The following is a 25,787-nucleotide window of genomic DNA, read 5'->3' as shown; positions in this document are numbered from 1 at the left end:
GCACTCCATGCCATCGACCCTTCCCGACATCATCCGCAACTTCGAACGCGTGCCTGCGCACATCGTGGCCCTGGCGGCCGACTTCCAACCGGCGATCCTGGCCGACGTCGCCGGGCGGCGCGGCGCCGTGGACGGCCGCATCAAGGCGCTGCGTCCCCGCATGAAGCTCGCCGGCACGGCGATCACGGTGGAAGTGCGACCCGGCGACAACCTGATGATCCATGCCGCCATCGCCATGGCCAAACCCGGTGACGTGCTGGTCATCGACGGCAAGGGCGACCAGACCTCAGCGCTCATGGGCACGATCATGATGACCGCATGCAAGCAGCTCGGCATCGCCGGCGTCGTGATGGACGGAGCGTGCCGCGACAGCGTCGAGATCGACGAGATGGACTTCCCCGTCTTCTGCGTCGGCACCAATCCGAATGGCCCGACCAAGAACATCGGCGGGCGCATCGGCCATCCGGTGTCGATTGGCGGCGTCACCGTGAACGCGGGGGACTTTGTCATTGGCGACGGTGACGGCGTGGTCGTGGTGGAGCGCGGAAAGATCGAGTCCCTGCTGCCGCTGGCCGCGAAGAAGGTCAGCGACGAAGCCGCGCGCATCGCTGCCATCAGGGAGGGCGACACCGCGGCCAAGTGGCTCGTGTCGGCGCTGCGGACGGCCGGCGTGCTGAAGGAAGGCGAGACGCTATGACCGCCATCGTCGTGACGGGCGCCGACCTGGCGCCGCAAGCCCTCGCCCTGCTCCAGGGGCATGACGTCGTCTACGCGGGCAAGGCGCCGACCGAGGAAGACCTTGTTGCCCTGTGCCGCAGGCATGACCCGGTGGCCATCATCGTGCGCTACGGCAAAGTGGGCGCGGCCGTCATGGACGCCGCCCCCTCCCTCAAGGTGATCTCGAAGCACGGCAGCGGTACCGACACGATCGACAAGGCGGCAGCGGGCGCCCGCGGCATCGAGGTTGTCGCCGCCGTCGGCGCCAACGCCGCGGCCGTCGCCGAGCAGGCCCTCGCATTGCTGCTTGCCTGCGCCAAGTCGGTGGTGGCACTGGACGCGCGCATGCACACCGGCCACTGGGACAAGGCCACGCACAAAAGCCTCGAGCTCGGTGGCCGCACCATCGGCCTGGTCGGACTGGGCGCGATCGGGCTGCGCTTCGCGCGCATGGCAGATGCGCTCGGCATGCGCGTGCTGGGATTCGACCCATTTGCCAGGGACCTGCCGGCGCATGTCGAAGCCGTGGACCTGCCGACCCTCTGGCGCGAATCCGACGCCCTCTCGCTGCACTGCCCGCTGACGGAAGACAACCGAGGGTTGCTCAACGCGCGGACACTGGCGCAATGCAAGCATGGGGTGATCGTCATCAACACGGCGCGTGGCGGCCTGATCGACGAGGAAGCACTGCTCGCAGCCGTGCGCTCGGGCCAGGTCGCCATGGCCGGGCTCGACAGCTTCGCGGTCGAACCGATGGCACCCGGCCACCCCTTCCAGGGCGAAAAGCGCATCGTGCTGAGCCCGCACATCGGCGGTGTCACCAGCGATGCCTATGTGAACATGGGCGTGGGCGCCGCCAAGAACCTGCTGCAGGTGCTGGCGCGCCAAGCCGAGACGACGTGACTTGCCGGCGTGCGCGACTCCGGCTGCCGGCCCGCCTCGGCTGTGCGCACTACCAGAAGTGGGTAGAAATCGAGCACGGTTCTTGGCATCTAAGCTGCAGGTAGCATCGTCTTGGGCAGCCCCGCACGCCACACCGCGCCGTGAAGAGTCTCGCCTTCCAACCACTGCGCAACCCTGGCGCGCAGTGCGATGAGCGCATCAAAATCCAACCCTGTCGGCACGCCCATACTGGCAAAAAGAAAGGCCGTGTCTTCGGTAGATACATTGCCGCTTGCGCCCGGTGCATGCGGGCATCCGCCAATGCCGGCGGTGCAGGCATCGAACCGGCGGACACCGGCCTCCCACGCCGCAAACACGTTGGCCAGGCCCAGGCCCCGCGTGTCGTGGAAATGTCCGCATGCCAGGCGATCGCCGGCAACGGCGAAACCCCTCTCGAACAAGCGCTTCACCTGCATCGGCTGTGCATAGCCCACCGTGTCGGCCAACCCCACGCGGTCTGCGCCCGCATCGAGCACGGCGTGCAACAGCCGCAGAACTTCACTTTCAGCGACGGCGCCCTGGATCGTGCAACCGAATGCCGTGCTGAGGCCGACCTCGAGCAAGCAGGCTGATCCGCTGCTGTCGCGCAGGCTGCGGATGCGGGCGATTTCCGCCACCACCTCGTCGGGCGTCTTGCGCAAGTTGGCCAGGCTGTGGGCATGGCTCGCAGACAGGGGAAGCAGCATGACGTCTGCGCCGCTTTCCAGCGCGGCTTGCGCACCCTTGAGGTTGGGCACCAGCACGGACGTCACCAGTCCTGGAAACCTCTTGGCGCTCGCCACCAGGTCCGCCGTGTCTGCCAACTGGGGGAGCAGGCGTGCCGGCACAAAGGAGCCGACCTCGATCTCACGCAGTCCGGCTGCGTATGCGCCATGCAGCCATTCGAGTTTCTGCTCGGTGGGAATCGTCCTGGCGATGCTTTGAAGACCGTCGCGCAAGCCGACTTCGCGAATGATCACGGGTGTGGACGCATTCATGAGAGCCTGTTCATCAAATCAATGCGCTGAGCCCACACCCACGGGCGTGCCTGGCGGTCCCTGCGCTGGTAGGCGGCGATGTCTTCCTCGTGGCTTTCGGCAAGGGTGATCGGATCCAGCCCCTGGAGCAGGGTGTCTCGCCGTGCTTCGTCGATCTCGAAGGCATGAATCGTTCGATCCGGAAACACCACCCGGCATGAGCGCAGATCCACCGTCACTGTCTCGCCGGGGTTCCGCTCCAGCACGGCCAACAGCTCTTCCACGGCGTCCTCAGGCAGCGTCACCGGCAGGATGCCGTTCTTGATGCAGTTCTCGTAGAAGATGGATGCGAACGACGGCGCAATGATGCCGCGGAAACCGAAGTCGGCAAGTGCCCATACCGCATGCTCCCGAGAGCTGCCGCACCCGAAGTTTGCGCGCGCGACGAGGATCGAGGCACGCCGGAAAGGCTCCCGGTTCAGCACGAATTCTTGCGTCTCGGTGCCGTCCTCGGCGTATCGCCATCGATGGAAGAGGTACTTTCCCAACCCGGCTTTCGACAGCGTGTAGACATGCTGGACGGCGATGATGGCGTCGGTGTCGACGTTGATCCTGGGCAGCGGTGCCGCAGTGCCTCGCAATTGAACGAACGGTTCCATCAGCTTGCTCCAAGTTCGCGGGTATCGGTCAGCTTGCCCGCAATGGCTGCGGCGGCTGCCACGGCCGGGCTGGCGAGATGCGTGCGCGCACCTGGCCCCTGGCGTCCTTCGAAATTGCGGTTGGAAGTCGACACGCAGCGGCTGCCCGGCGCGACCCGATCATTGTTGACGGCAGCGCACATCGAGCACCCCGGCTCGCGCCACTCGAAACCTGCATCCAGGAAGATGCGGTCCAGGCCGAGCGCTTCCGCCTCCCGCTTCACGCTCATGGATCCCGGAACCACGATGGCCCGCACATGCGCGGCAACCTTGCGGCCTTGTGCGACGGCAGCCGCGGCTTGCAGGTCTGAAATGCGGCTGTTGGTGCAAGAGCCGATGAAGACGTTGTCGATCTTCAGGCCAAGCAATGGCGCTCCGGGCCGGATGCCCATGTATTCGATGGCGCGTTGCGCGGCGTCGCGCTCTTCCTTGTCCACGATGTGTGCCGGGTCGGGCACGAGTGCATCGATGGCGGCAACCTGCTCCGGACTGGTACCCCACGTCACTTGCGGTGCGACGACGCTGGCGTCGAAGTGGAGCTCGGCGTCGTAAGCGGCTCCCTCGTCGCTCGCAAGCTCGCGCCAGTGCGAAGCAGCCATCTCGAACGCATCGCCGGCGGGCGCGAATTCGCGTCCCCTGACGTAGTCGAACGTGGTGTCGTCCGGTGCAATCAACGTTGTCCTGGCTCCCGCTTCGACACCCATGTTGCACAAGGTGAATCTTCCTTCCATCGGCATCGCAGAGATGGCCTGGCCTGACAGTTCCAGTGCGTACCCTGTTGCACCCGCGGTGCCGATCTGACCGATCAGATACAAGATGAGGTCCTTGGCGGTGACACCATCGCCGAGCACGCCATCCACACGGATGCGCATCGTTTTCGGTTTGCGTACGGCCAGGGTTTGTGTTGCCAGAACTTGCTCGACCGACGATGTACCGATGCCCCACGCCCACGCACCCAGCGCGCCGACGGTTCCGGTGTGGCTGTCCCCGCAGACCAGCGTGACGCCGGGAAGTGCGATGCCGAGTTCGGGCGCGACGACGTGAACAATGCCCTGCTGCGGATCGTGCACATCGAAGTGCCGGATCGCGTGCTCGCGCGTGTTCTTCCGGAAAGCCTGGATCAGTATTTTGCCCCCCTCGACCGTGTCGTCTCCGCGGCCGCGCTCCGTCGAAATGAGGTGGTCCGTGGTTCCGTAGGTCAGCTCCGGATTGCGCACGGTGCGTCCGGTGGATCGCAAACCCTCGAATGCCTGGGCGCTCGTGATCTCGTACAGCAGGTGCCGGTCGATGTGGATCAGCGACTCGCCACCTGGAAGGTCGGCAATGTGATGTTGATCCCAGAGCTTCTGGAACAGCGTGCGCGGCGTCATGGCAACCCGCCTTTACTGGATGACGACACCCGAGCGTGCCACCAGTTCGCCGTGCTTGACGTACTCCGACGCGATGAACGCCTTGAATTGATCCGGCGTCATGGGCGCTACCAGCGCGCCTTCGGCCGCGATCTGTTTCTGGAAGGCCGGACTTTGCAGCGTTGTGTTGATGACTTCGTTGAGCTTGCCGACCACCTCTGGGGGCATCCCCCTGGGGCCGATCACGGCGTACCAGGCTTCGAGGACGCAGCCGGGAAAGGTTTCAGACAGGGTGGGCACATTGGGCAGCGCCGGGGCGCGCTTGGCACTGGATACCGCCAGCACCTTGAGTCGGCCCTGCTGGACCAGCCCTTCCACCGCTGCGTATGACATGAAAGCCACATCGACAACGCCGCTGACAAGGTCCGGAAGCACCGGGGCCACGCCCTTGTATGGAACGTGCAGCAGCGAGAACTGCCCCTTGTCCTGCATGAACATGCCAGCAAGGTGAAGAATGGTTCCGTTGCCGGAGGAGCCCAGCGTCAGCTTGTTCGGTTGCTTCAACGCCAGCGCTTTCAGTTCGCCGACATTGTTCGCGGGCAGGTCAGAACGCGCGACCAGAACCATGGGCGACGTCGCGACGCCTGCGATCGGCGTGATGTCTTTCATCGCGTCGAACGTCAGCTTCTTGTAGACGTGCGGAAACACGACGTAGTTCGAACTGATCAGCGCGATCGCGTATCCATCGGCAGGGGCCCGTAGCAAGGCCTCGGTGCCCACGACGCCACCGGCGCCCGGTATGTTCTCCACGACGAACGGCTGCTTCAATGCCCTGGACATCTGGTCGGCCAGGCGTCGCGTCATGTTGTCGGCGCCGGAGCCGGCCGAGTTCGGCGTGATCAACCGGACGGGTTTGCTGGGGTAGGGCTCGGCTGCGCAGGCCGGCCCGAATGTGGCAACGAGGCCTGCAAGCGCGGTGACGATCGTTCTTCGGTTCAGGTGGGGCATGTTGTCTCCATGTGGTTGATTTGTGCGCGTGATGGGTCTTGTTCTTTTGAGTGGCTAGCTGCGCCGCGGCACGATGCGCTCTTGCGTGTTCAGTGCGGACCGGTGACAACGCCGGATGCAAAGAGATCGCGTGAATCCGTCGCCGACAATCCCCAAGCCTCGAGATACTTGGCCGTCTGCGCACCCACGCTCTGTGGCTGCAGGCGAACCGCAGGCTTTTGCTCGTTGATGCGGAACGGCATTGCCGGGAGTGCTGCATGCTTGCCTTCGACGCAGACATCCAGCAAGGAGCCGTTTGCGCCCAGGTGCTCGTCGTCCAGCAGGTCGAGGGGAGTGCGCACAGGTCCGAACGGAACCTGGGCTCGAATGCAGCGCGCCTCTACCTCTGCCATCGAGAACGCCGACAACGCCTCGTTGAAGCGCGGCAGCATCCAGCTCCGGGCGGCCGCGCGAGCCGTGTTGGTTGCCAATCGCGGGTCGTCGCGCAGATCGTCGAGACCGAACTCGTTGCAAAAGCGAAGCCATTGCGCATCGCTCGTGAGGCCAATGAACATCTGGCCATCGGAACACTGGCACAGGTCATACACGCCCCAGGCCTGCGTCCTGTCCGGCATGGGGACCAGTTCAGTGCCGCCCAACTGCACCATGGCCATGTGCTGCCCGACCAGGAATGCCGTGGTTTCATACAGCGCGCTGGTCACCAGGGCGCCGCGCCCGGACCTCTCGCGTTCGCGAAGGGCGGCCATGATGCCGATGACACCGAACATGCCACCCGTCATGTCGACGATCGACGCCCCCGCACGGATCGGGCGCCCGGCCGGCCCGGTCATGTACGCCAGGCCGCCCATCATCTGCACCACCTCGTCCAGCGCGGTGCGCGTTTCGTAGGGCCCAGGCAGGAAGCCCTTCAGCGAGCAGTACACCAGCCGCTCGTTCAGCGCGCTGGCAGCGGCATGGCCGTAGCCCAGGCGCGTCATGACTTCGGGCCCGAAGTTCTCGATCAGGACGTCGGCCCACTGGATGGCGTTCTCCAGGATGGGACGTGACTGCGGATTCTTCAGATCGACCGCCACGCTTTCCTTGTTTCTGTTCAGGTAGCCAAAAAAGCCAGAGCCGAAACCCGCCAAGGTGCGTGTCGGGTCGCCTTCGAGGCGTTCGATCCGGACCACCGTGGCACCCAGGTCCGCAAGGATGAGCCCGCAGGTGGGTGCCATGACCGTATGACCGAAATCAAGAACTTTCACTCCGGTCAGTGGCAGTTCTGCGTCGCCCAAATCATTGTTGTGTTTCATCTAGTGATCCTTTATGATCGTTGTATGAAACTATAGGGATCGAGGTACCTGATGTCAATCAACGAAAGTACTCCCCCGGCGGCTTCTCCAAAGGGCCTGGGGGTCAACGCGCTCGAACGCGGACTCCGGCTCTTGATGGCCTTGCGCAAGGACGAGGGTCAGAAGCTCAGCGAACTGGCCCGGACAACCCAGCTCGACAAGGCCACCGCCTCCAGGCTGCTGCGCTCCTTGATGCGGTATTCGTTCGCGATGAAAGACGACGAGGAGCGCTATCGCCTGGGACCGGCGACGGCTGTTCTCGAGGCCACGGGCGACACCACGCAGGGGATCGCAGCGGTCGTGCAGCCGGTCATCGATCGGATCGCCAAGGAATCGGGCGAGACCGCGGGCTTCTTCGTGAGGCACGGCGATTTGCGGTTGTGCGTGGCGGTCGCAACCGGCCACCGTGCCGTCGGCCACACGTTGAAGGTTGGCGACGTGCTGACCACGGAGCGCGGCGCTGGAGGACGGGTGCTGAGGCAGTACGAAGGAGGCCGGCCTGCCGGCAACCCGGACGTGGTGCAGACGAGCCTTGGGGAGCGCGATCCGGAACTCGCGGCCGTCGCCGCGCCGGTCTTCGATGCGAGAGGCAAGTTGCTCGGCGCGCTCTCGCTCTCGGGAACCAGCACGCGGTACTCGTCGCCTGAATACTTGCAGAGCATGCAGGCACGCATCGCCTCTGCAGCCCGGGAGATCGAATCCTTGTTCTTATCTCCGCAATGAGCAGCTGCTCCCCACACATGATCACCCTGCACCACTGCGTCAGCGCACGCTCGTTCCGGCCCCTGTGGACGCTTGAAGAGATCGGGCTTTCCTACGACCTCAAGATGCTGCCCTTTCCACCGCGCGTGCTGTCGCGGCCGTATCTCGATGTCAACCCACTCGGCACGGTGCCGATGCTGTCCGATGGCGCCATGCGAATGACGGAATCGGCCGCGATCTGCCAATACCTGGCCGCGCGATTCTCGGCGGGCCAGCTGGATGTAGGTTGCGGCGAGCCGGACTTCGGGCCGTACCTCAACTACCTCCATTTCGGCGAGGCGACCTTGACCTTTCCGCAAACGCTCGTGTTGCGGTACGCACACTTCGAACCGGCGGAGCGAAAACAGCCGCAGGTCGCCGACGACTACGCCAAGTGGTTCCTGGCACGCCTGCGGACGCTGGAGCCGCTGCTCGCCGCGCGCGACTATCTTTGTGCAGGCCGCTTCACTGCGGCGGACGTATCGGTCGGCTACGCCCTGTTGCTGGCCGAGCACCTGGGCCTGTCCGAGCGCTTCACTCCCTCGGTGGCGGCTTACTGGGAGCGTCTGCAGGCGCGACCGGGTTTCAAGGCCGCGATGGCTGCGCAATCGAGCGCCGCCAAGGCGCAGGGCGTCTCCTCGACCCCCGCACCGGACATCAGGCCCGATCGTCCTTGATGGGCGCCGCGGCGCCATGCGTCAGACCGCATTTCTGCTTTTCTGCCAGCCGAATCAAGTGGGTCTTGAGGAATTCCGGGGTCGCCCTGAAAAGCGTCGAACGGTCAGCTGGCCGCTCCAGAGGGTGGGTGCAACGGTCCGCTTCTCTTGTGGCCGACTGCTGGCGGTCAAGTCTTCCTCAGCGCTCGTCAGGTGGATGGCTTGAGCAACCCGTAGCCCAACTCCCTCGTGCCGTGTTGAGAGCAGCACCACTTCTCGCTCAGAATGTGCGTACAGCAAGACGCAACTTCTTGAAGCGCACAGGCGCAGAAGCGGTGTCCTGTTCCTCCATCAAGCTACGTGCAGCGTGCAGGCACACCAGAAAGTTCGGAACCGCTCGAACCCTTGAGTTGACTGGGATGCTCATGGTGCCGATGCGACGCCGAGTGCCCGGTCCAGTTCCTCGACAGACACGAATTGTCGTGCCAAGGCCTGCCGCAGGCCGGTGATGGCGTCTTCAGCCAGCACAAGGTTGGCGTGCTCCGACCCGAGGGCATGGTAGTAGTCCAGCCGGCGCGCATCGACCAAGGCAACGTAGCTCGCCCCGTTCTTGGTCAGCACCTTCTCTGAGCCGCTGCCGACCACGTCTTCGGCCAACTCGGTGAGCCGGGCGCGCGCTTCGCTGATGGGAACAATATCTGATGCTCTCAACGACATGTTGCAGATCCGTTAAATCCCAAGGACTTCAAGATCGTCGGCGAGGCCCTTTCAATCGAACCTATCTCCCTCATGATCCGCAAGGACGACCCGGCGTTCAAGAAGGCCGTCGACGACAGCATCGCGCACCAGGTCAAAGACGGCACGGTGGCCAAGCTCTATGACAAATGGTTCATGCAACCCATCCCACCATCGAATGCAGTGCGAGATGCGCGCGGTCGCCCTGAAATCTCGCAAGTCGGGGGCGGCCATAGCGGCTCTCGTCAAGACGGTTTCCGCGCTAGCCTTTGAGATATCCGATCACGAGGCGCGCGCCCTCGTCGATGAGCGTTTCCATTCGATCGTCGGCCAGCACTTTGGAATGGTGCAGGACCGCGTTATGCGTCAACGCCTCGATTGTGGTGACACATACAAATGATGCGAGCTCGAGGTCATCGACGCCGAGTTCGTCCCGAGCTCCTTCGAGATAGGCTCTGAACAGACTGAAATTTTCACGACTGAAGGTTTCCAGCTTCTCGAGCTTTCCCACGCGCGGGATCTGCTCGGCGAGCACTCGATGCAGTTTTGGATCGAGACGATGCGCTTCTACCGCGATCGCGACGAATTTGCGCATCGCCTCGTCCAGCGACTGGGTCGAAACCTGCGCCAACTCGCGCCGGACCATTTGCATGATCTGATGCTGGTGGCGCTCAATCACGGCGGCGACGAGTGCCTCCTTGCTCGGGAAATATTGATAGAGCGAGCCGATGCTCACCCCCGCAACTTCCGCAATGCGGTTGGTGCTCGCTTTGTCGAAGCCGTCCTTGACCAGAATGCGAGCAGTTGCCTCAATCAGGCTGTCGACAGTCGCGCGCGATCGCTCCTGAGTCGCGATTTTTCTGGGCTTGGTGACCGGTCTTCGCGCCATTTTCTGATGCCGTCAATGCGAGTAGCAAAAGCGAATGATCGCTCATATTCTAGGCAGACGCGCAAAGGCAGCGCAGCATCTTGCATGCGAGGCCCATAGCGCAAATACCCTAGGAGACCCATGACATGGACGGCACCTTGCACCATCTCTTCACATTCAAAGCTTGGGCAAACGACCAGCTATTGACGGCGCTTGCCCGGCTCGGCGACAACTCTCCAATCACTGCATTGGCCATCAAGGCTTTGAGCCACACGTATGTGGTCGACCGCATATTCGCCGCGCACATTAGACGAGAAGCTCACGCGTACCCTTCGGCCAACTTGAGTGAGTTGCCAACGCTTGAAGCTCTAGCCGCTGACCTCAGAAGAAGCGATCAGGAATACATCGACTATGTATCGACGCTCGATCTTTCCCAATTGGCCGAACGAATCGATTTCGCGTTCACTGACGGCGCACCGGGGCGTATGTCTCGCGAGGAGATGCTCATGCATGTCGTCACGCACGGAACAGGTCATCGTGGGCAGGTCAGCGCAGTGATGCTGCTCAATTCAGTTCCACCGGCCAAGGATGGCTTCACGACGTATCTGCATGAGGCGCAAGCGTCGACGAGAAGGCGGATTGCCGCTTGAACCCAGTCATCGGTCATTGCGGAATGGGGCGTCGGATATACCATTCACTTGTCTATGGATCCGCTGTACAAGAAAGCCATCGCGCAAGGGGTTGCGGGAATGGCCGTATTCGTTGCCTTCATTTTCTTGCCCGCGGGCACGTGGCAATACTGGCAGGGCTGGCTCTTTATCGGCGTCTTTTCCGTCTCGACCATCGCCTTCACCGTCTATCTCGCCCTCCACGACAGGCCGCTTCTCGAGCGCCGCATGAATGCCGGACCACAGCATGAGAAAGAGTGGCCACAGAAGATCATCGTGTCGCTCATCATCCTCGCGTTTTTTGTTTTTATCATCCTGCCCCCGCTCGATTACCGATTTGGCGTCTCGCCGGTTCCCGCATACCTGTCCCTTGTAGGGAACATCGTGATCGTCTTGTCCTTCCTCTTCATTTTCTGGGTGCTGAAGGTCAATAGTTATGCGGCAGCCAACATCAGCGTCGCGGATGACCAGAAGGTGATCGACAGCGGCCCCTACGCTTATGTGCGTCATCCCATGTACGCTGGCGCGCTCTGGCTCTTCATCGGCATGCCGCTGGCACTCGGCTCGTGGCTCACGATCTGTCTCGTCCCGCTCGTCCTGCCGGTGCTTTTATGGCGGCTTCTCGATGAGGAAAAGATCTTGCGCCGCGATCTTCCCGGCTACAACGAATACGCAAGCCGTGTGCGCTATCGCCTCATTCCGCATGTCTGGTAGGAAAGGAGGCAGCGGTCCGTCATCACCATGTGCACGTCGCCGCGAATGCCAAGTCCCGGAAGCAGGGGCCGGTCGCCCAGTCCCACCGGCTCCCACGAGGTTCGGGAGCGCTGTGTCAAGCCCATGCCGGAACGTCTCGATCGCCCCACTGATTCACCGGCTCACATGACTGGATTGCCCTTCTTGTCAAAGTGTGGAGGTGGCACGACGCACACCACTTCAACCTCCACTCTTCGGTTCTTGTAGGCGTCGGCTGCGACTGGCTGGGTTGAACCGTGGCTTGCGATGTGCACAACGTTGGCCAACGCTGGGTAGCGCCGCACGACCTGCGCAGCCACCTCCCCGGCTCTTGCCAAGGAGAGCGACTTCGCCTGCTCTCCGGTAGCCTCTGATTTGTCTGCATGTCCAGACGCAATGAAGGCGAGCACAGTGTTGCTCTTCTGAACTTTCCTGATGGGCTCGAAGAGCTTCTCGAGGCTCTCTTCATCCATGGCGGCACTGTTCGGAGCAAAGAACACGTCAGCGGCCACCGAGCATTTCGAAGCCAGGGCCGAATTTGGAAGCAGCAGCATTGCCAGGACGGCGGCAAAGACCCAGCGGAAAGGATTCATGCGTCAGCAAAAAAGATCGTGTGGACGGTGAGCAGCGGGGGCGTGCATTGTGGAAGCGCAATTCCGCGAGCCCGGCGAGTTCCGGCGCCGTCCTTGTTCCGAATCCGTTGCCCTAACCCAGCGCGTCATTCACCTGCTCGCGGAATTCGGTCAGGCTCACCGCCGTGCCGAGCTCCCGCGGCAGCGCGTCACGCACAGAGAACACGCCGAGGATCTTTGTTCCGGCCATCAATGGCAGATGGCGGAAGCCCCGTTCGAGCATGAGCACCACGGCGTCGGACACCAGCGTTTCGGGCGGCACGCAGATGGGGTTGGGCGTCATGACTTCACGCACCGCGGTGCGATCGGCGTCGAGCCCCCGGGCCAGCACGCGGGTCATCAGGTCGCGCTCGGTCAGGATGCCCAGCAGGATGTCGGGCAGCTCCATGATGAGCACGCTGCCGCAATTCGCGCGCGTCATCACACATGCGGCGTCGCGCGCACTGGCCTGCGGGCCCAGGCTGGTCACATGCTTGCGCGAGATGGATTGGAAAACGGTGCGCTCGGCCATGGTGCGCCCTCCAAAAGAGAAGGATGTGAATGTTGCAGCGAGCCGCCGCTCAGCGCAAGGAGGCGTTGAGCCGTTCCAGGGCCTGGGCACCCGGGCACAGCTCGGCGGGCCCCAGCGCATTGAGCGGCCGGTCGCAGGTGTTGAGCGCCGTGTGCAGGTCGGTGGCCAGCGGGTCGACGAAGAGCAGGCCGGTCACCACCTCGCCCATCTCCTGGTGCCGTTGCATGTAGGCCATGGCGGCGTAGCGATCGCCGGGGTTGTAGTCGGGATGCAGGCTGCGCAGGCGCAGCAGCGTGCCGTCGTGCTGGCGTACGTCCATCACTTCGCCCGGCTCGATGTCGACGGCGATCTCCTCTCGCCCGCTGATGAAGTCGATGCGGCTCACCGCCTCGTTGTGCTCGCGCACGTAGTCGTAACTCTTGGTACTGCCGGGGTGGTTGTTGAAGGCGACGCAGGGGCTGATCACGTCGATGAAGGCGGCCCCGCCATGGCTGATCGCCCCTTTGATGAGCGGCACCAATTGCGCCTTGTTACCAGAAAAGCCCCGACCCACATAGCTGGCACCCAGCTGCAGCGCCATGGCCACGAGGTCCACGGGGCTGTCGGTGTTGACGACGCCCTTCTTGCTCTTCGAGCCCTGGTCGGCGGTGGCGGAGAACTGGCCCTTGGTCAGGCCGTAGACCCCGTTGTTCTCCACGATGTAGGCCATGCGCACGCCGCGCCGCATGGCGTGGGCGAACTGGCCCAGGCCGATGGAAGCCGAATCCCCGTCGCCCGAGACGCCCAGGTACAGCAGGTCGCGGTTGGCCAGGTTGGCGCCGGTCAGCACGCTGGGCATGCGGCCGTGCACGGTGTTGAAGCCGTGCGACGCGCCCAGAAAATAATCCGGCGTCTTCGAGCTGCAGCCGATGCCCGAGAGCTTGGCCACGCGATGCGGTTCGATGTCCAGCTCCCAGCAGGCCTCGATGATGGCGGCGGAGATCGAGTCGTGCCCGCAGCCGGCGCACAGCGTGGAGATCTTGCCCTCGTAGTCGCGCCGCGTGTAGCCGACCTTGTTGGTGGCCAGCGTGGGGTGATGCAGCCGGGGCTTGGCGAGGTAGGTCATGCAGGCTCCTTCGGCTCGGCGGCGCCGGATGCTTGCGCCTGCAGGTGCGTGTCGATGGACCGGACGATGAAGCGCGCCGTGATGGGCGTGCCGTCGAAATGCAGCACCCGGACCAGCCGCGCGGGATCGATGTCCAGCTCGTTGACCAGCAGGCTGCGCATCTGGGCGTCGCGGTTCTGCTCGACCACGAACACCTGCGCGTGCTGCGCCAGGAACTGCACCACGCTGTCCGGGAAGGGAAAGGCGCGCAGCCGCAGCGCATCGAGGTGGATACCGCGTTCTTCCAGCGCTTGCAGCGCCTCGTGCATGGCCGGGCTGGTCGAACCGAAATAGATCACGCCCAGCTCGGTCTTTCGGGCGGCCGGGCGCTGCACCGGTTGCGGCACCAGCGTGGCAGCCGTCGCGAACTTCTTCAGCAGCCGCTCCATGTTGTAGATGTAGTCCGGCCCGCGCTCCGAATAGCGGGCGTAGGCGTCGCGTGTCGTGCCGCGGGTGAAGTAGCTGCCCTTGGTCGGATGCGTGCCCGGCAGCGTGCGCCAGGGGATGCCGTCGCCGTCCACGTCCTTGTAGCGGCCGAAGTCGCGGCCCGCCTCGAGTTCTTGGGCGCTCATGACCTTGCCGCGGTCGTAGGCCTTGCTGTCGTCCCAGGCAAAGGGCGCGCACAGGCGCTGGTTCATGCCGATGTCCAGGTCCGTCATCAGGAACACCGGCGTTTGCAGCCGGTCGGCCAGGTCCAGCGCGGCCGCCGCGTGCTCGAAGCACTCGTGCGGATCCTCGGGAAACAGCAGCACGTGCTTGGTGTCGCCGTGCGAGGCGTAGGCGCAGGACAGGATGTCGGCCTGCTGCGTGCGCGTCGGCATGCCGGTGGAAGGGCCGCCGCGCTGCACGTTGATGAGCGTGACGGGAATCTCGGCAAAGTAGGCCAGGCCGATGAACTCGGCCATCAGCGAAATGCCCGGCCCCGAGGTCGCGGTGAAGGCCCGCGCGCCGTTCCAGCCGGCGCCGACCACCATGCCGATCGAGGCGAGCTCGTCTTCCGCCTGCACGATGGCGAATCGTTGCTGGCCGGTGGCCGGGTCGACCCGGAATTTGGCGCAGTACTTCTGAAAGGCCTCGGCCACCGAGGACGACGGCGTGATCGGATACCAGGCCGCGACCGTCGCGCCGCCATACACGCAGCCCAACGCCGCGGCGCTGTTGCCGTCCACGAAGATCCGGTCGCCCACCCGGTCGGCACGCCGCACCTGGAGCCCCAGGGGTTCGCGCAGGTTCTCGCGCGCGAAGTCGCAGCCCAGGTGCAGTGCCTGCACGTTGGAGGCCAGCAGTTTTTCCTTGCCCTTGTACTGTTCACCGAACAGCTCTTCGACCACTTCCGGCTCGATGCCGAGCAGGATGGCCAGAGCGCCCACATAGACGATGTTCTTGAACAGCTGGCGCTGGCGCGGGTCCTGGTAGACGGCGTTGCAGATCTCGGTGAGCGGCATGCCGATGACGCGGATGTCGCTGCGGAATTTCGACGGCGGCAGCGGCCGCGTGCTGTCGTAGAAGAGATAGCCGCCCGGCTCCAGCTCGGCCAGGTCGGCGTCCCAGGTCTGCGGGTTCATCGCCACCATCATGTCGGTGCCGCCGCGCCGCCCCAGGTGGCCTTCTTCGGTCACGCGCACCTCGTACCAGGTCGGCAGGCCCTGGATATTGCTTGGGAAGATGTTGCGCGGACTCACCGGCACGCCCATGCGCAGGATGGCCTTGGCGAACAGCTCGTTGGCCGAGGCCGAGCCCGAGCCGTTGACGTTGGCGAACTTGATGACGAAATCGTTGACCGCTTCGATCTGCGGGATGAGCCCCACGCTCGTCACTTCGTGTGCCTCGCTGCCCGCCGAGGGGGCTTTTGCGCCCTCGGGCGGCCGCACGGCGCTCATTGCGCCACCCCCTGCCCCGCAGGCGTCATTTTCAGCAAAAACTTCTGCATGTCCCACGCCCCCGTGGGACAGCGCTCGGCGCACAGGCCGCAGTGCAGGCAGACGTCCTCGTCCTTGACCATCACGCGGCCCGTCTTGAGCCCGCCGGACACGTACAGGTCCTGCGCCAGGTTGAGTGCCGGCGCCTTGAGCCGGGTCCGCAGCTCGGCTTCCGGGCCGTTGGCGGTGAAGCTGATGCAGTCCATGGGGCAGATGTCCACGCAGGCATCGCACTCGATGCAGGCGGTCTCGTTGAACACGGTCTGCACGTCGCAATTCAGGCAGCGTTCGGCCTCCTTGAAGGCGGTGGCGGCGTCGAATCCCAGTTCCACCTCCACGCGGATGCTGGCCAGCGCTGCCTCGGCCTTGGCCCACGGCACCTTGTAGCGCAGGTCGTTGGAGGTGTCGTTGTCGTAGCTCCACTCGTGAATGCCCATCTTCTGCGACACCAGATTGGTCATGGGCGGGGGGCGAACATAGACCGGCTCGGCACGCAGCAGCTTGTCGATGGACACCGCGGCCTCGTGGCCGTGGGCCACGGCCGTGATGATGTTCTTGGGGCCGAAGGCCGCGTCGCCGCCAAAGAACACGTTCGGCACCGTCGACTGGAAGGTGTTCTTGTCGAGCTCCGGAAGGCCCCATTTGTCGAAGCCGAGGCCGCAATCGCGCTCGATCCACGGAAAGGCGTTTTCCTGGCCCACCGCGACCAGCACCTCGTCGCATTCGAAGCAGGCGTCCGGCGCGCCGGTGGGCACCAGCGTGCGGCGGCCCTGGTCGTCGTATGCGGCCTGGACGATCTCGAAGCGCATGCCCACCAGCCTGCCCTCCTCGTGGACGAAGGCCTTGGGCACATGGAAGTTGATGATCGGAATGCCTTCGTGCTGGGCGTCTTCCTTCTCCCAGGGCGACGCCTTCATTTCCTCGAAGCCGCTGCGCACGATGACCTTCACGTCGGTGCCGCCCAGCCGGCGGGCCGATCGGCAGCAGTCCATCGCGGTGTTCCCGCCGCCCAGCACGATCACGCGCTGGCCGATGCGCGTGACGTGGCCGAACGAGACGGAATTGAGCCAATCGATGCCGATGTGGATGCTGGCCGCCGCTTCCTGGCGGCCGGGAAGGTCCAGGTCGCGCCCGCGCGGCGCGCCGCAGCCCACGAAGATCGCATCCCACCCCTCGGCCATCAGCGCCTTCATCGAGTCGATGCGCTCGCCGCCGCGGAATTCGACGCCCAGATCCAGGATGTAGCCCGTCTCCTCGTCGATCACCGATTCCGGCAGCCGAAAGCGCGGGATCTGGGTGCGGATGAAGCCGCCGGCCTTGGCATCGCCGTCGAACACGGTCACTTCGTAGCCCAGCGGCGCCAGGTCGCGCGCGACGGTGAGCGAGGCGGGTCCCGCGCCGACGCAGGCGACGCGCTTGCCGTTCCTGGGCGCGAGCTCGGGCATGCGCGCGCGCACGTCGTCCTTCATGTCGGCCGCCACGCGCTTGAGCCGGCAGATCGCCACCGGCTCCGGATCCTTCGCATTGCTTTGTTCGACCCGCCCGCGCCGGCAGGCCGGCTCGCAAGGCCGGTCGCAGGTGCGCCCCAGGATGCCGGGAAAGACGTTGGAGACCCAGTTGATCATGTAGGCGTCGCTGTAGCGGCGCTGCGCGATCATGCGGATGTATTCAGGAACGGGGGTGTGCGCCGGACAGGCGTACTGGCAATCGACGACCTTGTGGAAATAGGCCGGGTTGGCTATGTCGGTTCGCTGCAAGGCGTGCCTCCTGACAGTCGCCCGGAACCCCGGAGGGGCCGACGAGCGGCGCTGCAGCAAGTATGCGCCGCCCCTGTGGCCGTAGGGCCTTGGTGAAATCCCGCAGCAGCGCCGTCATGCCGGGGCCGGCCCGCATGTCTCCATGGCGCCGGTTCGACGCGCCTGCGCCTGTACGGACCGGATGTAGCCGACAACCGCGCACTCCACGTCGCTCGCCAGTTCTCCCGCGTCCGGGCAGACGTCCTGCACCAGCAGCGCCTGCCCGACGACGGCATTGACCATCGAGAACGCATTGAACGCGGTGCGCAACGGGTCGACCCCGACCGGCCAGTCGGAGGACGCCATGAAGGCAGCACGGAACAGGTCGACGAATTCGCGGTAGATCTCGCGGTAGCTGGCGGGCGACGAGATGCGGCGCTCGAGGTAAAGCAACGCCCGCCATTCGTCGACCTCCCCGAGCAGGCCTCGCACATACGCTTGCACCATGGCCCGGATCGCCACCTCGACCGTGCGCGGACCCGGCGCCTTGGATGCCTGCGCCAGGATCGCGGCCTGCTTGCGCATCCAGCGGCGGATGGTGACCGCGGCAATCGACTCCTTGCCGGGAAAGTACAGATAGAGGGTGCCCAGGCCGACGCCTGCGAGGCCCGCGATCTCGCGCATCGAGATCTTCTCGTAGCCCCGATCGGCCAGCAGCATGACGAAGGCATCCTGGATGGCGCAACTGGTCATCCAGGCGCGCGACTGCATCGGCTTGCGGCGAGGTCTGACGATCGAATTCATGCGTGGGCGATGGAGGGCTCCAACAGAGAGGAAGGGGCTCATCTTCGGGGTTCGCCACGCCGGGTGCAAGCTGGCCCGTGCGGGCCGGGAAAAGCTGAACACCCCTCACGTCGATATGCCGGATTTCGTTGCGCAAGCCACCTGGCGGCAACCTCCCATGAAAGCTGAACATGTCCGGCACGCATTCAACATAAGCTGAGCGCTGTTCCGTGGCTCACCACGATGCGAAGCGATCCCGATGATCAATCCAACCCCTGCACCGATGCCGGCGACGCTGGCCGACCTGGTCCACCGTCTCGACCAGGCCCGGCGCACCCAAACGCGTGAGGAGGGGGAGCAGTCCGGAACCGTCCCTGTCAGCCACTACACGGACCCTTCGCATTGGCAGCAGGAGCAGGGGGCGCTGTTCGGCCAGTGGCCCATCGTTGCGGCCCACAGCTCGGAGATTCCGACCGGATCGGCCCTGCCCTTCGACGCGCTCGGCGTCCCCATCGTCCTGACCCGGGCGGCCGACGGCCGCGTCCGCGCTTTCCTCAACGTCTGCCGGCACCGCGGCATGGCGTTGATCGCCGGTTCCGGCTCCGAGCCCGCCAAAGCCAAGGCCTGCAAAGCCCTGGTCTGTCCCTACCATGCCTGGACCTACGAACTCGATGGGCAGCTGCGCCATCGCCTACATGCACAGACCTTCGACGGCATTGACCCCGCCACGCTGGACCTGGTCGAACTGCCCTGCGACGAGGCCAGCGGGCTGGTCGTCGTCAAGCGGAGCCCCGGCGCGGCGTTTTCGGCCGAGGCCTTCCTGCAAGGGCTGGGCGCGCATATGGACTGGATGGGCCTGCCCCGGATGACCGTGTTCCGCAAGGTCGACCAGGTGTACCAGGCCAACTGGAAGCTGACGGTCGACGCCTTCCTGGAGGGCTATCACATCCGCGTGCTGCACCGCGACACGATCTATCCCTTCTTTGCCGACGCGTACACGGTCAACCTGCATGCCGGGCCGCACCAGGACTCGCTGGTGGCGCGGCGCGCGGCCTTCGAGGCCTTCGAGCCGCCACAGGGCCGCGACGCACTGTGCAAGCTCGCCACGCCGACGCAGCTCGTGTTCCCGAACACCTTTCTCATCTGGCACCCCGACTACGTGAGCCTGATCGGCATGTTTTCGCCGGCGCCGGATCAGGTCCGCTGGGTGCACACGATGCTGATTCCGCCGGATCGCACCGGCGACGATTGGACCGCCCATTGGGAAAAGACCTTCCAGCTCATCGAGCAGACCGTCTTCCAGAAAGAGGACATCGCCACCGCGGTGGCGATCCAGCGGGGTCTTTCCAGCGGCGCCAACACGCACTTCCATCTCGGCCGGCTGGAGCACGAGGTGCTGCGTTTTCATCGCAACGTCGACGATGCGCTCGGCGGAAGGCTGGGCCACGGTGGCCAGGACGCGTGCCTTGGCGGCGCATAGCAATTGCTCTACAATCGCTTGCATGAAAACCGCCCAGTTGCCCCCCGTACGCGTCGAGCCATCCGTGCGCGATGAAATCGAGAGCGTGCTGCGCCAAGGCGAAACTTTGTCGCAGTTCGTAGAAAACGCGGCCGTGCAGGCCGCGCAGCGACGCAAGTCCCAGCAAGAGTTCCTTGCGCGTGGGCGCGATTCATTGAAGCGTGCGAAGCAGAGCGGCGAGTACTACTCTGCCAAAGACGCATTCGACGCGATGCAAGGGCGTCTCGACGCGCGCATTTCAGAGTTGGCGCAAGAAAAACGCGGCAGAACCGCCCGTTCGTGACTTATGCGGTCACCCTGACGCGTGAGGCCCTTGAAGATCTCTTGCGTCTTGAAGACTTTCTCGTCGAATCCGCTCTGCAGCACGGAGACTTCGATCTGCCGAGTCGCGCGCTAGCGGCTATCCGAAGCGAATTCCGAATCCTGGAAACCAATCCGTTCACTTGCCGGATTGCTGACGCGGACCGGCTCGAGCGCGAGTTGGTCATTCCTTTCGGGGCTTCGGGATATGTGGCCCTGTTTCGAATCATCAGCGAACGAGAGGTCGCGGTCGCTGCGATCCGTCACCAGCGCGAAGATGACTATCACTAGGATCAAGCGTCCACGAACATCGGCACTTCTCCAAGAGCGCCGACGACCTCGAGTGTGTCGTGAACCTGGCCTGAGCCTGCCTTAATCCTCCTCCCGCACCCGATACTGCCCCATCAGCGTCTGCTGCACGGCCGGCGGCACGGCTTCGTAGTGCGACAACGCGAGGGTGTAGCGGCCCTGGCCGCTGGTCATCGCATTGAGCCGCGACTGGTAGTTGGCCAGTTCGGCCTCGGGCACCTGCCCGCCGACGACCACGGTGCCGGCTCCCATGGGCGACGTGCCGGTGACCAGGCCGCGCCGCGACGACAAATCGTTCGTGACGTCGCCCACCGAATGTTCGGGCACGGCGATCTCGATCTGCACGATCGGCTCGAGCACGACCGGCCGGGCCTCGCGGATCGCGGCCATGAAGGCCTTGCGTCCTGCGGTCGCAAAGGCGATGTCTTTGCTGTCGACGCTGTGGTGCTTGCCATCGTGCACCACCACGCGCACATCGACCACGGGATAGCCCGCAATCGCGCCGCACGCCAGCACTTCGCGCACACCTTTTTCGACTGCGGGAATGAACTGGCCCGGAATCGCCCCGCCCCTGACTTCGTCGGCAAATTGAAAGCCGGCACCGCGCGCGAGCGGCTCGATGCGCAGGAAGACTTCGGCGAACTGGCCGGCGCCGCCGGTCTGTTTCTTGTGCCGGTGATGCCCCGCGGCCGGCGCGCTCACTGTCTCCCGGTAGGCAATGCGCGGCGGCCGGGTCAGGACCTCGAAGCGGTACACCTCGCGCAGGCGCTCGAGCACGATGCGCAAGTGAAGTTCGCCGAGCCCGTAGAGCACCGTCTCGTTGGTCGCGGCAGCATGTTCGATGCGCAGGCACGGGTCCTCGGCCGCGAGCTTGCCGAGAATCTCCCAGGCGCGCTGCTCGTCGCCATGCCGCTTGGGCTCCACGGCCAGGCCGTGCACCGGCACCGGGAACGCCAGTGGCGCAAGATGGATGTGGTTGTCTTCTGCCGCGTCGTGCAGCACGGCGTCGAAATGAATTTCATCGACCTTGGCCACTGCCACGATGTCGCCCGGTATCGCACGCGAGACCTCCACATGGTCTTTGCCCTGGAGCATGAACAGATGCCCCACCTTGAACGGCTTGCGGCCGTCGCCGACGTAAAGAAGGCTGTCGGGCGTGACCGTGCCCTGGTGCACACGGAAGATGCCGAGCTTGCCGACGTAGGGGTCGACCGTGACCTTGAACACGTGCGCCAGCACGTGCAGCGACGGGTCGGGCGTGGCCTCCATGGGCTTGGCCTCCGCACCCTCGCCAACGATGAAGTTCGGCGGGTTGCCCTCGGTCGGGTCGGGCAGGAGCTTGACGATCACGTCCAGCAGCTCGGCCACCCCGGCGCCGCTGCGCGACGAGACGAAGCACACCGGGATCAGGTGGCCTTCGCGCAGCGCCTGCTCCAGCGGCGCGTGCAGCTCGGCCGGATCCACGTCGCCCTCCTCGAGGTAGCGGTCGACGAAGGCCGGGTCGACCTCGACCACCTGCTCGACCAGCGCGCGGTGCGCCGCTTCGACGGGGCCGAAGTCGGACTGCCCGAAGCGGTTGAAGAAGCAGTCCAACACCCGCTTGCCGACCCTGTCGGGCAGGTTCAGGGGCAGGCATTCGCGGCCGAAGGCGGCCTGGATGTCGGCCAGCAGGCCTGCCAGCGAGACGCCCTGCGCGTCGATCTTGTTGACGATGATCATGCGGGCAAGGTGGCGCGAGGCCGCGTACTCCATCATGCGCACCGTCATCGGCTCGATGCCGGTGGCGGCATTGATGACCACCGCCGCCGTTTCGACCGCCTCCAGCGCGGGCAAGCTCTGGCCGAGGAAGTCGGGGCCGCCGGGCGTGTCGATGAAGTGGATGCGCGTGCCGGCATGCGTGAGGTGCATCACCGATGCGTTGAGCGAGTGCTGCATGCGGCGCTCGAGCGGGTCGTAGTCGCTGACGGTGCTGCCGCGCTCGATGCTGCCGCACGCTGCGATCGCGCCCGCCTTGTGCAGCAAGGCCTCGGCAAGGGAGCTCTTGCCGGCTGCAGCGGCGCCGACGAGCGCCAGCGTTCGCACCGCTTCCATTTCGGCCGCGAGGCCGTTCGATCGGCTTGGCATGGCATGGTCTCCTTGGCGTCCGCAAGGCCCGCCCGGCGGCCCGCAAGGGCTCGGGTACTGCGCGTGGACGTTGGGCCAGCGTACGGGATTGGCCGTGCCGATGCAAGCGGATTGCGCTGCCGGCCTGGCGCCGGCGGGCTGGCAGCGCCCAATCCCTAGGACTTGAACTCGTCCGCCGCGATGCCGAGCTTGCGCAGCTTGTCGTGCAGCGTCTGCCGCGCAATCGACAGCGCGCTGGCGGTGGCCGGCTGGTCGCCCTGGTGCTTGCGCAGCGTCTCGACGATCACCGCCCGCTCGAAGGACTCCACTTGCTGCGGCAGTCCGCGCGGCAGGGCGGGCGTGTCATCGCCGTTGCCGCGCACCTGCGTCAGGCGCTCGCCCAAGAGGCCGAGCACGAAGCGGTCGGCCACGTTGCGCAACTCGCGCACGTTGCCCGGCCAGGCATAGGCCATCAGGTCGGCGACCTGCGCACTGCTCGGGATCGGGGCGGCGCGCTCGTAGCGCGCGGCCGCCAGCAGCGTGAAATGCTCGAACAGCAGGGGGATGTCCTCGCGCCGTTCGCGCAGCGGCGGCAGCTCGATGAAGGCGACGCCGAGCCGGTAGTACAGGTCGGCCCTGAACTTCTGGCGGTCGCTCATGTCCTTCAGGTCGTCCTTGCTCGCGGCCACCACGCGGCAGTCGAAGGGAATGGCCTTGTTGGAGCCGATTCGCTCGATGGAGCGCTCCTGCAGTGCACGCAGCAGCTTGATCTGCACCGCCATCGGCATGCTCTCGATCTCGTCGAGAAAAAGCGTGCCGCCGTTGGCGTATTCGAACTTGCCCACGCGCACGCGGTTGGCACTGGTGAAGGCGCCGGCCTCGTGGCCGAACAACTCGCTCTCGGCCAGGGCCTCGGGCAGGCCGCCGCAGTTGAGCGGCACGAAGTGCTGGCGGCGGCGCTCGCCGTGCTCGTGCAGGCAGCGGGCGACGAGTTCCTTGCCGGTCCCGGTTTCGCCATAGATCAGCACGTCGGCCGAGGTCTCGGCCAAGGTCATCACGGTGCGGCGCACCTGCTGCATCTGCGCGGAGCGGCCGATCAGCACTGCCTGGATGCCGTGCCAGTTTTCCAGCGCGTCACGCAGCGCGCGCACCTGCAGCGTGAGCTGCCGGCGCTCGATGGCGTGGCGCACGATGGCCACCAGCCGCTCGGAGCTGAAAGGCTTCTCGATGAAGTCGTAGGCGCCCTCGCGCATGGCCTGCACCGCCATGGCGATATGGCCGTGGCCGGTGACCAGGATCACAGGCAGCTCGGCATCGGTGTTGTGGAGTTCGAGCAGCCATTCGGTACCGCTCAGGCCCGGCAGGCGCACGTCGCAGACCACGATGGCCGGCACGCCAAAGCTGATGTGGGCGCGCGCGCGTTCGGCGCTCGCGAAGGCTTCGACCTCGAAACCGGCCAGGGTCAGCACCTGGGTCGTGCTGAGGCGGACGTCTTCGTCGTCCTCGACCAGCAGCACCCGGATGGCAGGGGCTTCACTCACTTGTTGATCACTCCTGTGGGGGTGGAAATAAGGATGGTCTGGACGGCGGCCGGCAGGTCGGCGACGAAGCAGGCGCCGCCCTCCGCCCGGTTGGCGGCGCGCAGCGTGCCGTCCATGGCTCGCACCAATTGTGCCGAGATCACGAGGCCCAGGCCCAGCCCGGTGCCCGCCGGCTTGCTGGTGACGAAGGGCTCGAACAGGTGCGGCAGGATGTCGGGCGGAATGCCGGGACCGGTGTCGCTCACGCGCAGGATCACGCGGCCGTCCTGCGGCCGAACCTCCAGGCGCAGCGTGCGCCGCGGCGATGCCTGCATGGCGTCGATGGCGTTGCGCATCAGGTTGACGAGCACGCTGCCCAGCGCGGCCTCCTCGGCCATGACGCTCACGGTGGCGGGCTGCACGTCGACCTCGATGGCGACGCCGTTTTTCTTCGAGGCTTCGGCGACGATGGCCTGCGCGTCGGCCACGGCCTGCGCCATCGGCACCGGCGCGAGCGGCAGCTCGCTCTTGTGCGCGAAGGTCTTGAGCTGCGAGGTCAGGCGTGCCAGGCGGTCGACCATGCCGCGAATGCGCTGCAGGTTGCCTCGCACGTCGTCGAAGCGGCTCTTGTCGAGCAGGATGGCGGCGCTTTCGGAGAGAGTGCGCATCGCCGTGAGCGGCTGGTTCAGCTCGTGCACCACACCGGCCGACATCTGGCCCAGCGCCGCCATCTTTCCGGCATGCACCAGTTCGCCCTGCGCGGCGCGCAGCTGCGCGGTGCGCGCCGCCACGGTCGATTCGAGGGAGTCGTGCGCCGCCTGCAGCGCGGCCTGGTTGGCCAGCTTCTGCCGCACGGCCCGGCGGCGCTGCCACAGCGTGACGGCGAGCAGCAGCAGCACCGCCATCGCCAGGCTCGCGGTGATGGCCGCATTGCGCGCGCCCACGCGCACCGGCGCCAGGTCGTCGAGCGCCATCAGCTGCCACGGCGCACCGCGCAGCGAGCGCTTCGAGGCGAGCTGGTCCACGCCTTCCAGCGAGACGACCTGCACGTCGCGCGCCAGTGCTTCCTTCAGCGTCCATTGCAGCGGCTGCAGGCCGGCCTCGCCATAGGGACGCGAGCGCAGCACTTCGGCCCGCTGCGAGGCGTCCAGGGGCAGTACCGGCCGGAACTTCAGGTCTTCGCGGGTGGCGAGGATCACCACGCCGCGCTGGTCGATCAGCGCCACGTTGCCCGGCAGCATGCGCCAGGCGCGCTCGGACTCCTCGAGATTGACCTTGACGGCCACCACGCCGCGCACGGGCTGGTCGCGGCGCAGGGCATACGAGAGGTAGTAGCCGGGCTTGCGGGATGTGATGCCGACGCCGTAGAAGCGTCCCTTGCCCTGGCCCAGCGCATCGATCACATAGGGCCGGAACGACAGGTCCTGGCCGACGGTGGTGCCGGCCCGGTCCCAGTCGGAAGCCGCCAGCGAAGTGCCTGCGGCGTCGAGCACGTAGAGCATCTCCGCACCGGCGGCGGCGTTGACGCCATCGAGATAGCGGTTGACCGCATCGCGCAGCGACCCATCCGACGGCGCGCGCAGCAGCGCCGGGACGATCGGGGTCATCTCCAGCAGCGCCGGCAGATACTCGAAGCGGGCCAGGTCGGCGTCGAGCCCGGTCGCCAGCATGTCGAGCCGGTGGTCGGCCGCCTCGCGCAGCCGCGCCAGGCCGTTCTGCATGGCGAAGTGATGGCCGGCGATGGCGGCCAGTGCCACCAGCGCCAGCGCACCGAACCAGCGCGGCAGGCTGCGCCACCGCCCATGGGCGTGAGAAGGCAAGTCGAAGCGCCCGGTCGGCTCCCGTGAAATCATGAACCCGTTATTGCACAAGGCCGCGAAGGCCGCATCAGTGGCTGCCCGGTGCCGGGT

25 protein-coding genes and 1 pseudogene are annotated in these 25,787 nt (G+C 65.5%); 10 read left to right on the top strand and 16 right to left on the bottom strand.

Features of this window, described 5'->3' with window-relative positions; translation table 11 throughout:
- Positions 1–7 precede the first annotated feature (7 nt).
- Together ACAM55_RS28145 and ACAM55_RS28140 are read left to right on the top strand one after the other, a co-directional pair.
- On the top strand, positions 8–697 hold the full coding sequence (locus ACAM55_RS28145) for an RraA family protein (protein WP_369656553.1): 690 nt from the start codon (positions 8–10) through the stop codon (positions 695–697).
- Positions 694–1,620 (top strand): NAD(P)-dependent oxidoreductase, encoded by a 927-nt coding sequence (locus ACAM55_RS28140; RefSeq protein WP_369656552.1) that lies wholly within the window; start codon positions 694–696, stop codon positions 1,618–1,620. The genes ACAM55_RS28145 and ACAM55_RS28140 overlap by 4 nt, the downstream gene beginning before the upstream one ends.
- 89 nt (positions 1,621–1,709) lie before the next feature.
- Here the strand turns inward: ACAM55_RS28140 and ACAM55_RS28135 are convergent, their stop codons facing one another.
- The 5 genes from ACAM55_RS28135 to ACAM55_RS28115 all read right to left on the bottom strand — a co-directional run bounded on the left by ACAM55_RS28135 (position 1,710) and on the right by ACAM55_RS28115 (position 6,962).
- The gene (locus ACAM55_RS28135) at positions 1,710–2,636 is read right to left on the bottom strand and encodes a hydroxymethylglutaryl-CoA lyase (RefSeq protein ID WP_369656551.1); all 927 of its coding nucleotides are present in this window, start codon (positions 2,634–2,636) and stop codon (positions 1,710–1,712) included.
- Positions 2,633–3,274: a 3-isopropylmalate dehydratase small subunit gene (leuD, locus tag ACAM55_RS28130; RefSeq protein WP_369656550.1), complete on the bottom strand. Its 642-nt coding sequence runs from the start codon at positions 3,272–3,274 to the stop codon at positions 2,633–2,635. The genes ACAM55_RS28135 and leuD overlap by 4 nt, the downstream gene beginning before the upstream one ends.
- Positions 3,274–4,683, bottom strand: coding sequence for a 3-isopropylmalate dehydratase large subunit (gene leuC / locus ACAM55_RS28125; protein ID WP_369656549.1), 1,410 nt, complete (start codon positions 4,681–4,683; stop codon positions 3,274–3,276). Before leuC ends, leuD begins: the two co-directional genes overlap by 1 nt.
- A gap of 12 nt (positions 4,684–4,695) precedes the next feature.
- Positions 4,696–5,670, bottom strand: a complete 975-nt coding sequence (locus tag ACAM55_RS28120) for a Bug family tripartite tricarboxylate transporter substrate binding protein (protein WP_369656548.1) — start codon at positions 5,668–5,670, stop codon at positions 4,696–4,698.
- Positions 5,671–5,759: 89 nt separating this feature from the next.
- Entirely contained in the window at positions 5,760–6,962 is a 1,203-nt protein-coding gene (locus ACAM55_RS28115; RefSeq protein ID WP_369656547.1) for a CaiB/BaiF CoA transferase family protein, read from the bottom strand.
- A 135-nt stretch (positions 6,963–7,097) separates the two neighbouring features.
- Here ACAM55_RS28115 and ACAM55_RS28110 point away from each other — a divergent pair, with 135 nt between their 5' ends.
- Both ACAM55_RS28110 and ACAM55_RS28105 read left to right on the top strand, forming a co-directional pair.
- Positions 7,098–7,724 carry an IclR family transcriptional regulator gene (locus ACAM55_RS28110; RefSeq protein ID WP_369656546.1) on the top strand — a complete coding sequence of 209 codons (627 nt, stop codon included), beginning with the start codon at positions 7,098–7,100 and terminating at the stop codon, positions 7,722–7,724.
- A 17-nt stretch (positions 7,725–7,741) separates the two neighbouring features.
- Positions 7,742–8,419, top strand: a complete 678-nt coding sequence (locus ACAM55_RS28105; RefSeq protein ID WP_369656545.1) for a glutathione S-transferase family protein — start codon at positions 7,742–7,744, stop codon at positions 8,417–8,419.
- Between the two features lie 402 nt (positions 8,420–8,821).
- Here the strand turns inward: ACAM55_RS28105 and ACAM55_RS28100 are convergent, their stop codons facing one another.
- Positions 8,822–9,115, bottom strand: coding sequence for a type II toxin-antitoxin system Phd/YefM family antitoxin (locus ACAM55_RS28100; RefSeq protein WP_369656544.1), 294 nt, complete (start codon positions 9,113–9,115; stop codon positions 8,822–8,824).
- A 24-nt stretch (positions 9,116–9,139) separates the two neighbouring features.
- On the opposite strand from ACAM55_RS28100, the pseudogene ACAM55_RS28095 reads away from it, so the two are divergent.
- Positions 9,140–9,313: pseudogene (locus tag ACAM55_RS28095) on the top strand (transporter substrate-binding domain-containing protein); the annotation flags it as partial.
- Positions 9,314–9,395: 82 nt separating this feature from the next.
- On the opposite strand, the gene ACAM55_RS28090 reads toward ACAM55_RS28095, so the two are convergent.
- Complete coding sequence (locus ACAM55_RS28090; protein WP_369656543.1) at positions 9,396–10,022, bottom strand: TetR/AcrR family transcriptional regulator; 627 nt, start codon at positions 10,020–10,022, stop codon at positions 9,396–9,398.
- 125 nt (positions 10,023–10,147) lie between these two features.
- Here ACAM55_RS28090 and ACAM55_RS28085 point away from each other — a divergent pair, with 125 nt between their 5' ends.
- On the top strand, positions 10,148–10,651 hold the full coding sequence (locus ACAM55_RS28085) for a DinB family protein (RefSeq protein WP_369656542.1): 504 nt from the start codon (positions 10,148–10,150) through the stop codon (positions 10,649–10,651).
- Positions 10,652–10,705: 54 nt separating this feature from the next.
- Complete coding sequence (locus tag ACAM55_RS28080; RefSeq protein WP_369656541.1) at positions 10,706–11,383, top strand: isoprenylcysteine carboxylmethyltransferase family protein; 678 nt, start codon at positions 10,706–10,708, stop codon at positions 11,381–11,383.
- Between the two features lie 161 nt (positions 11,384–11,544).
- On the opposite strand, the gene ACAM55_RS28075 is transcribed toward ACAM55_RS28080, so the two are convergent.
- The 6 genes from ACAM55_RS28075 to ACAM55_RS28050 all read right to left on the bottom strand — a co-directional run bounded on the left by ACAM55_RS28075 (position 11,545) and on the right by ACAM55_RS28050 (position 18,147).
- Positions 11,545–11,994 (bottom strand): OmpA family protein, encoded by a 450-nt coding sequence (locus ACAM55_RS28075; protein ID WP_369656540.1) that lies wholly within the window; start codon positions 11,992–11,994, stop codon positions 11,545–11,547.
- Between the two features lie 112 nt (positions 11,995–12,106).
- Positions 12,107–12,544 carry a CBS domain-containing protein gene (locus tag ACAM55_RS28070; RefSeq protein WP_369656539.1) on the bottom strand — a complete coding sequence of 146 codons (438 nt, stop codon included), beginning with the start codon at positions 12,542–12,544 and terminating at the stop codon, positions 12,107–12,109.
- Positions 12,545–12,593: 49 nt separating this feature from the next.
- Complete coding sequence (locus tag ACAM55_RS28065) at positions 12,594–13,649, bottom strand: 2-oxoacid:ferredoxin oxidoreductase subunit beta (RefSeq protein ID WP_369656538.1); 1,056 nt, start codon at positions 13,647–13,649, stop codon at positions 12,594–12,596.
- Entirely contained in the window at positions 13,646–15,487 is a 1,842-nt protein-coding gene (locus ACAM55_RS28060; protein ID WP_369657487.1) for a 2-oxoacid:acceptor oxidoreductase subunit alpha, read from the bottom strand. Before ACAM55_RS28060 ends, ACAM55_RS28065 begins: the two co-directional genes overlap by 4 nt.
- A 77-nt stretch (positions 15,488–15,564) precedes the next feature.
- A complete protein-coding gene (locus ACAM55_RS28055; protein WP_369656537.1) occupies positions 15,565–17,364 on the bottom strand; it encodes an FAD-dependent oxidoreductase in 1,800 nt (599 codons plus the stop codon).
- Between the two features lie 114 nt (positions 17,365–17,478).
- Positions 17,479–18,147, bottom strand: coding sequence for a TetR/AcrR family transcriptional regulator (locus tag ACAM55_RS28050; RefSeq protein WP_369656536.1), 669 nt, complete (start codon positions 18,145–18,147; stop codon positions 17,479–17,481).
- A gap of 262 nt (positions 18,148–18,409) precedes the next feature.
- Between ACAM55_RS28050 and ACAM55_RS28045 the strand changes: the two genes are divergently transcribed.
- The 3 genes from ACAM55_RS28045 to ACAM55_RS28035 are packed head-to-tail and all read left to right on the top strand — an operon-like array spanning position 18,410 to position 20,236.
- Positions 18,410–19,606, top strand: a complete 1,197-nt coding sequence (locus ACAM55_RS28045; protein ID WP_369656535.1) for an aromatic ring-hydroxylating dioxygenase subunit alpha — start codon at positions 18,410–18,412, stop codon at positions 19,604–19,606.
- Positions 19,607–19,628: 22 nt separating this feature from the next.
- Entirely contained in the window at positions 19,629–19,928 is a 300-nt protein-coding gene (locus ACAM55_RS28040; RefSeq protein WP_369656534.1) for a YlcI/YnfO family protein, read from the top strand.
- On the top strand, positions 19,925–20,236 hold the full coding sequence (locus ACAM55_RS28035; protein ID WP_369656533.1) for a type II toxin-antitoxin system RelE/ParE family toxin: 312 nt from the start codon (positions 19,925–19,927) through the stop codon (positions 20,234–20,236). The genes ACAM55_RS28040 and ACAM55_RS28035 overlap by 4 nt, the downstream gene beginning before the upstream one ends.
- A gap of 81 nt (positions 20,237–20,317) precedes the next feature.
- Here ACAM55_RS28035 and fusA read toward each other — a convergent pair whose 3' ends face one another.
- The 3 genes from fusA to ACAM55_RS28020 form a co-directional block, all read right to left on the bottom strand.
- Positions 20,318–22,378, bottom strand: coding sequence for an elongation factor G (fusA, locus tag ACAM55_RS28030; RefSeq protein WP_369656532.1), 2,061 nt, complete (start codon positions 22,376–22,378; stop codon positions 20,318–20,320).
- Positions 22,379–22,533: 155 nt separating this feature from the next.
- Positions 22,534–23,898, bottom strand: a complete 1,365-nt coding sequence (locus ACAM55_RS28025) for a sigma-54-dependent transcriptional regulator (protein ID WP_369656531.1) — start codon at positions 23,896–23,898, stop codon at positions 22,534–22,536.
- Positions 23,895–25,730 (bottom strand): ATP-binding protein, encoded by a 1,836-nt coding sequence (locus ACAM55_RS28020; protein WP_369656530.1) that lies wholly within the window; start codon positions 25,728–25,730, stop codon positions 23,895–23,897. Before ACAM55_RS28020 ends, ACAM55_RS28025 begins: the two co-directional genes overlap by 4 nt.
- Positions 25,731–25,787 lie beyond the last annotated feature (57 nt).

It is taken from the genome of Variovorax sp. V213, assembly GCF_041154455.1.
GTDB lineage: Bacteria > Pseudomonadota > Gammaproteobacteria > Burkholderiales > Burkholderiaceae_C > Variovorax.
This window is presented reverse-complemented; position numbering and strand designations above follow the sequence as displayed.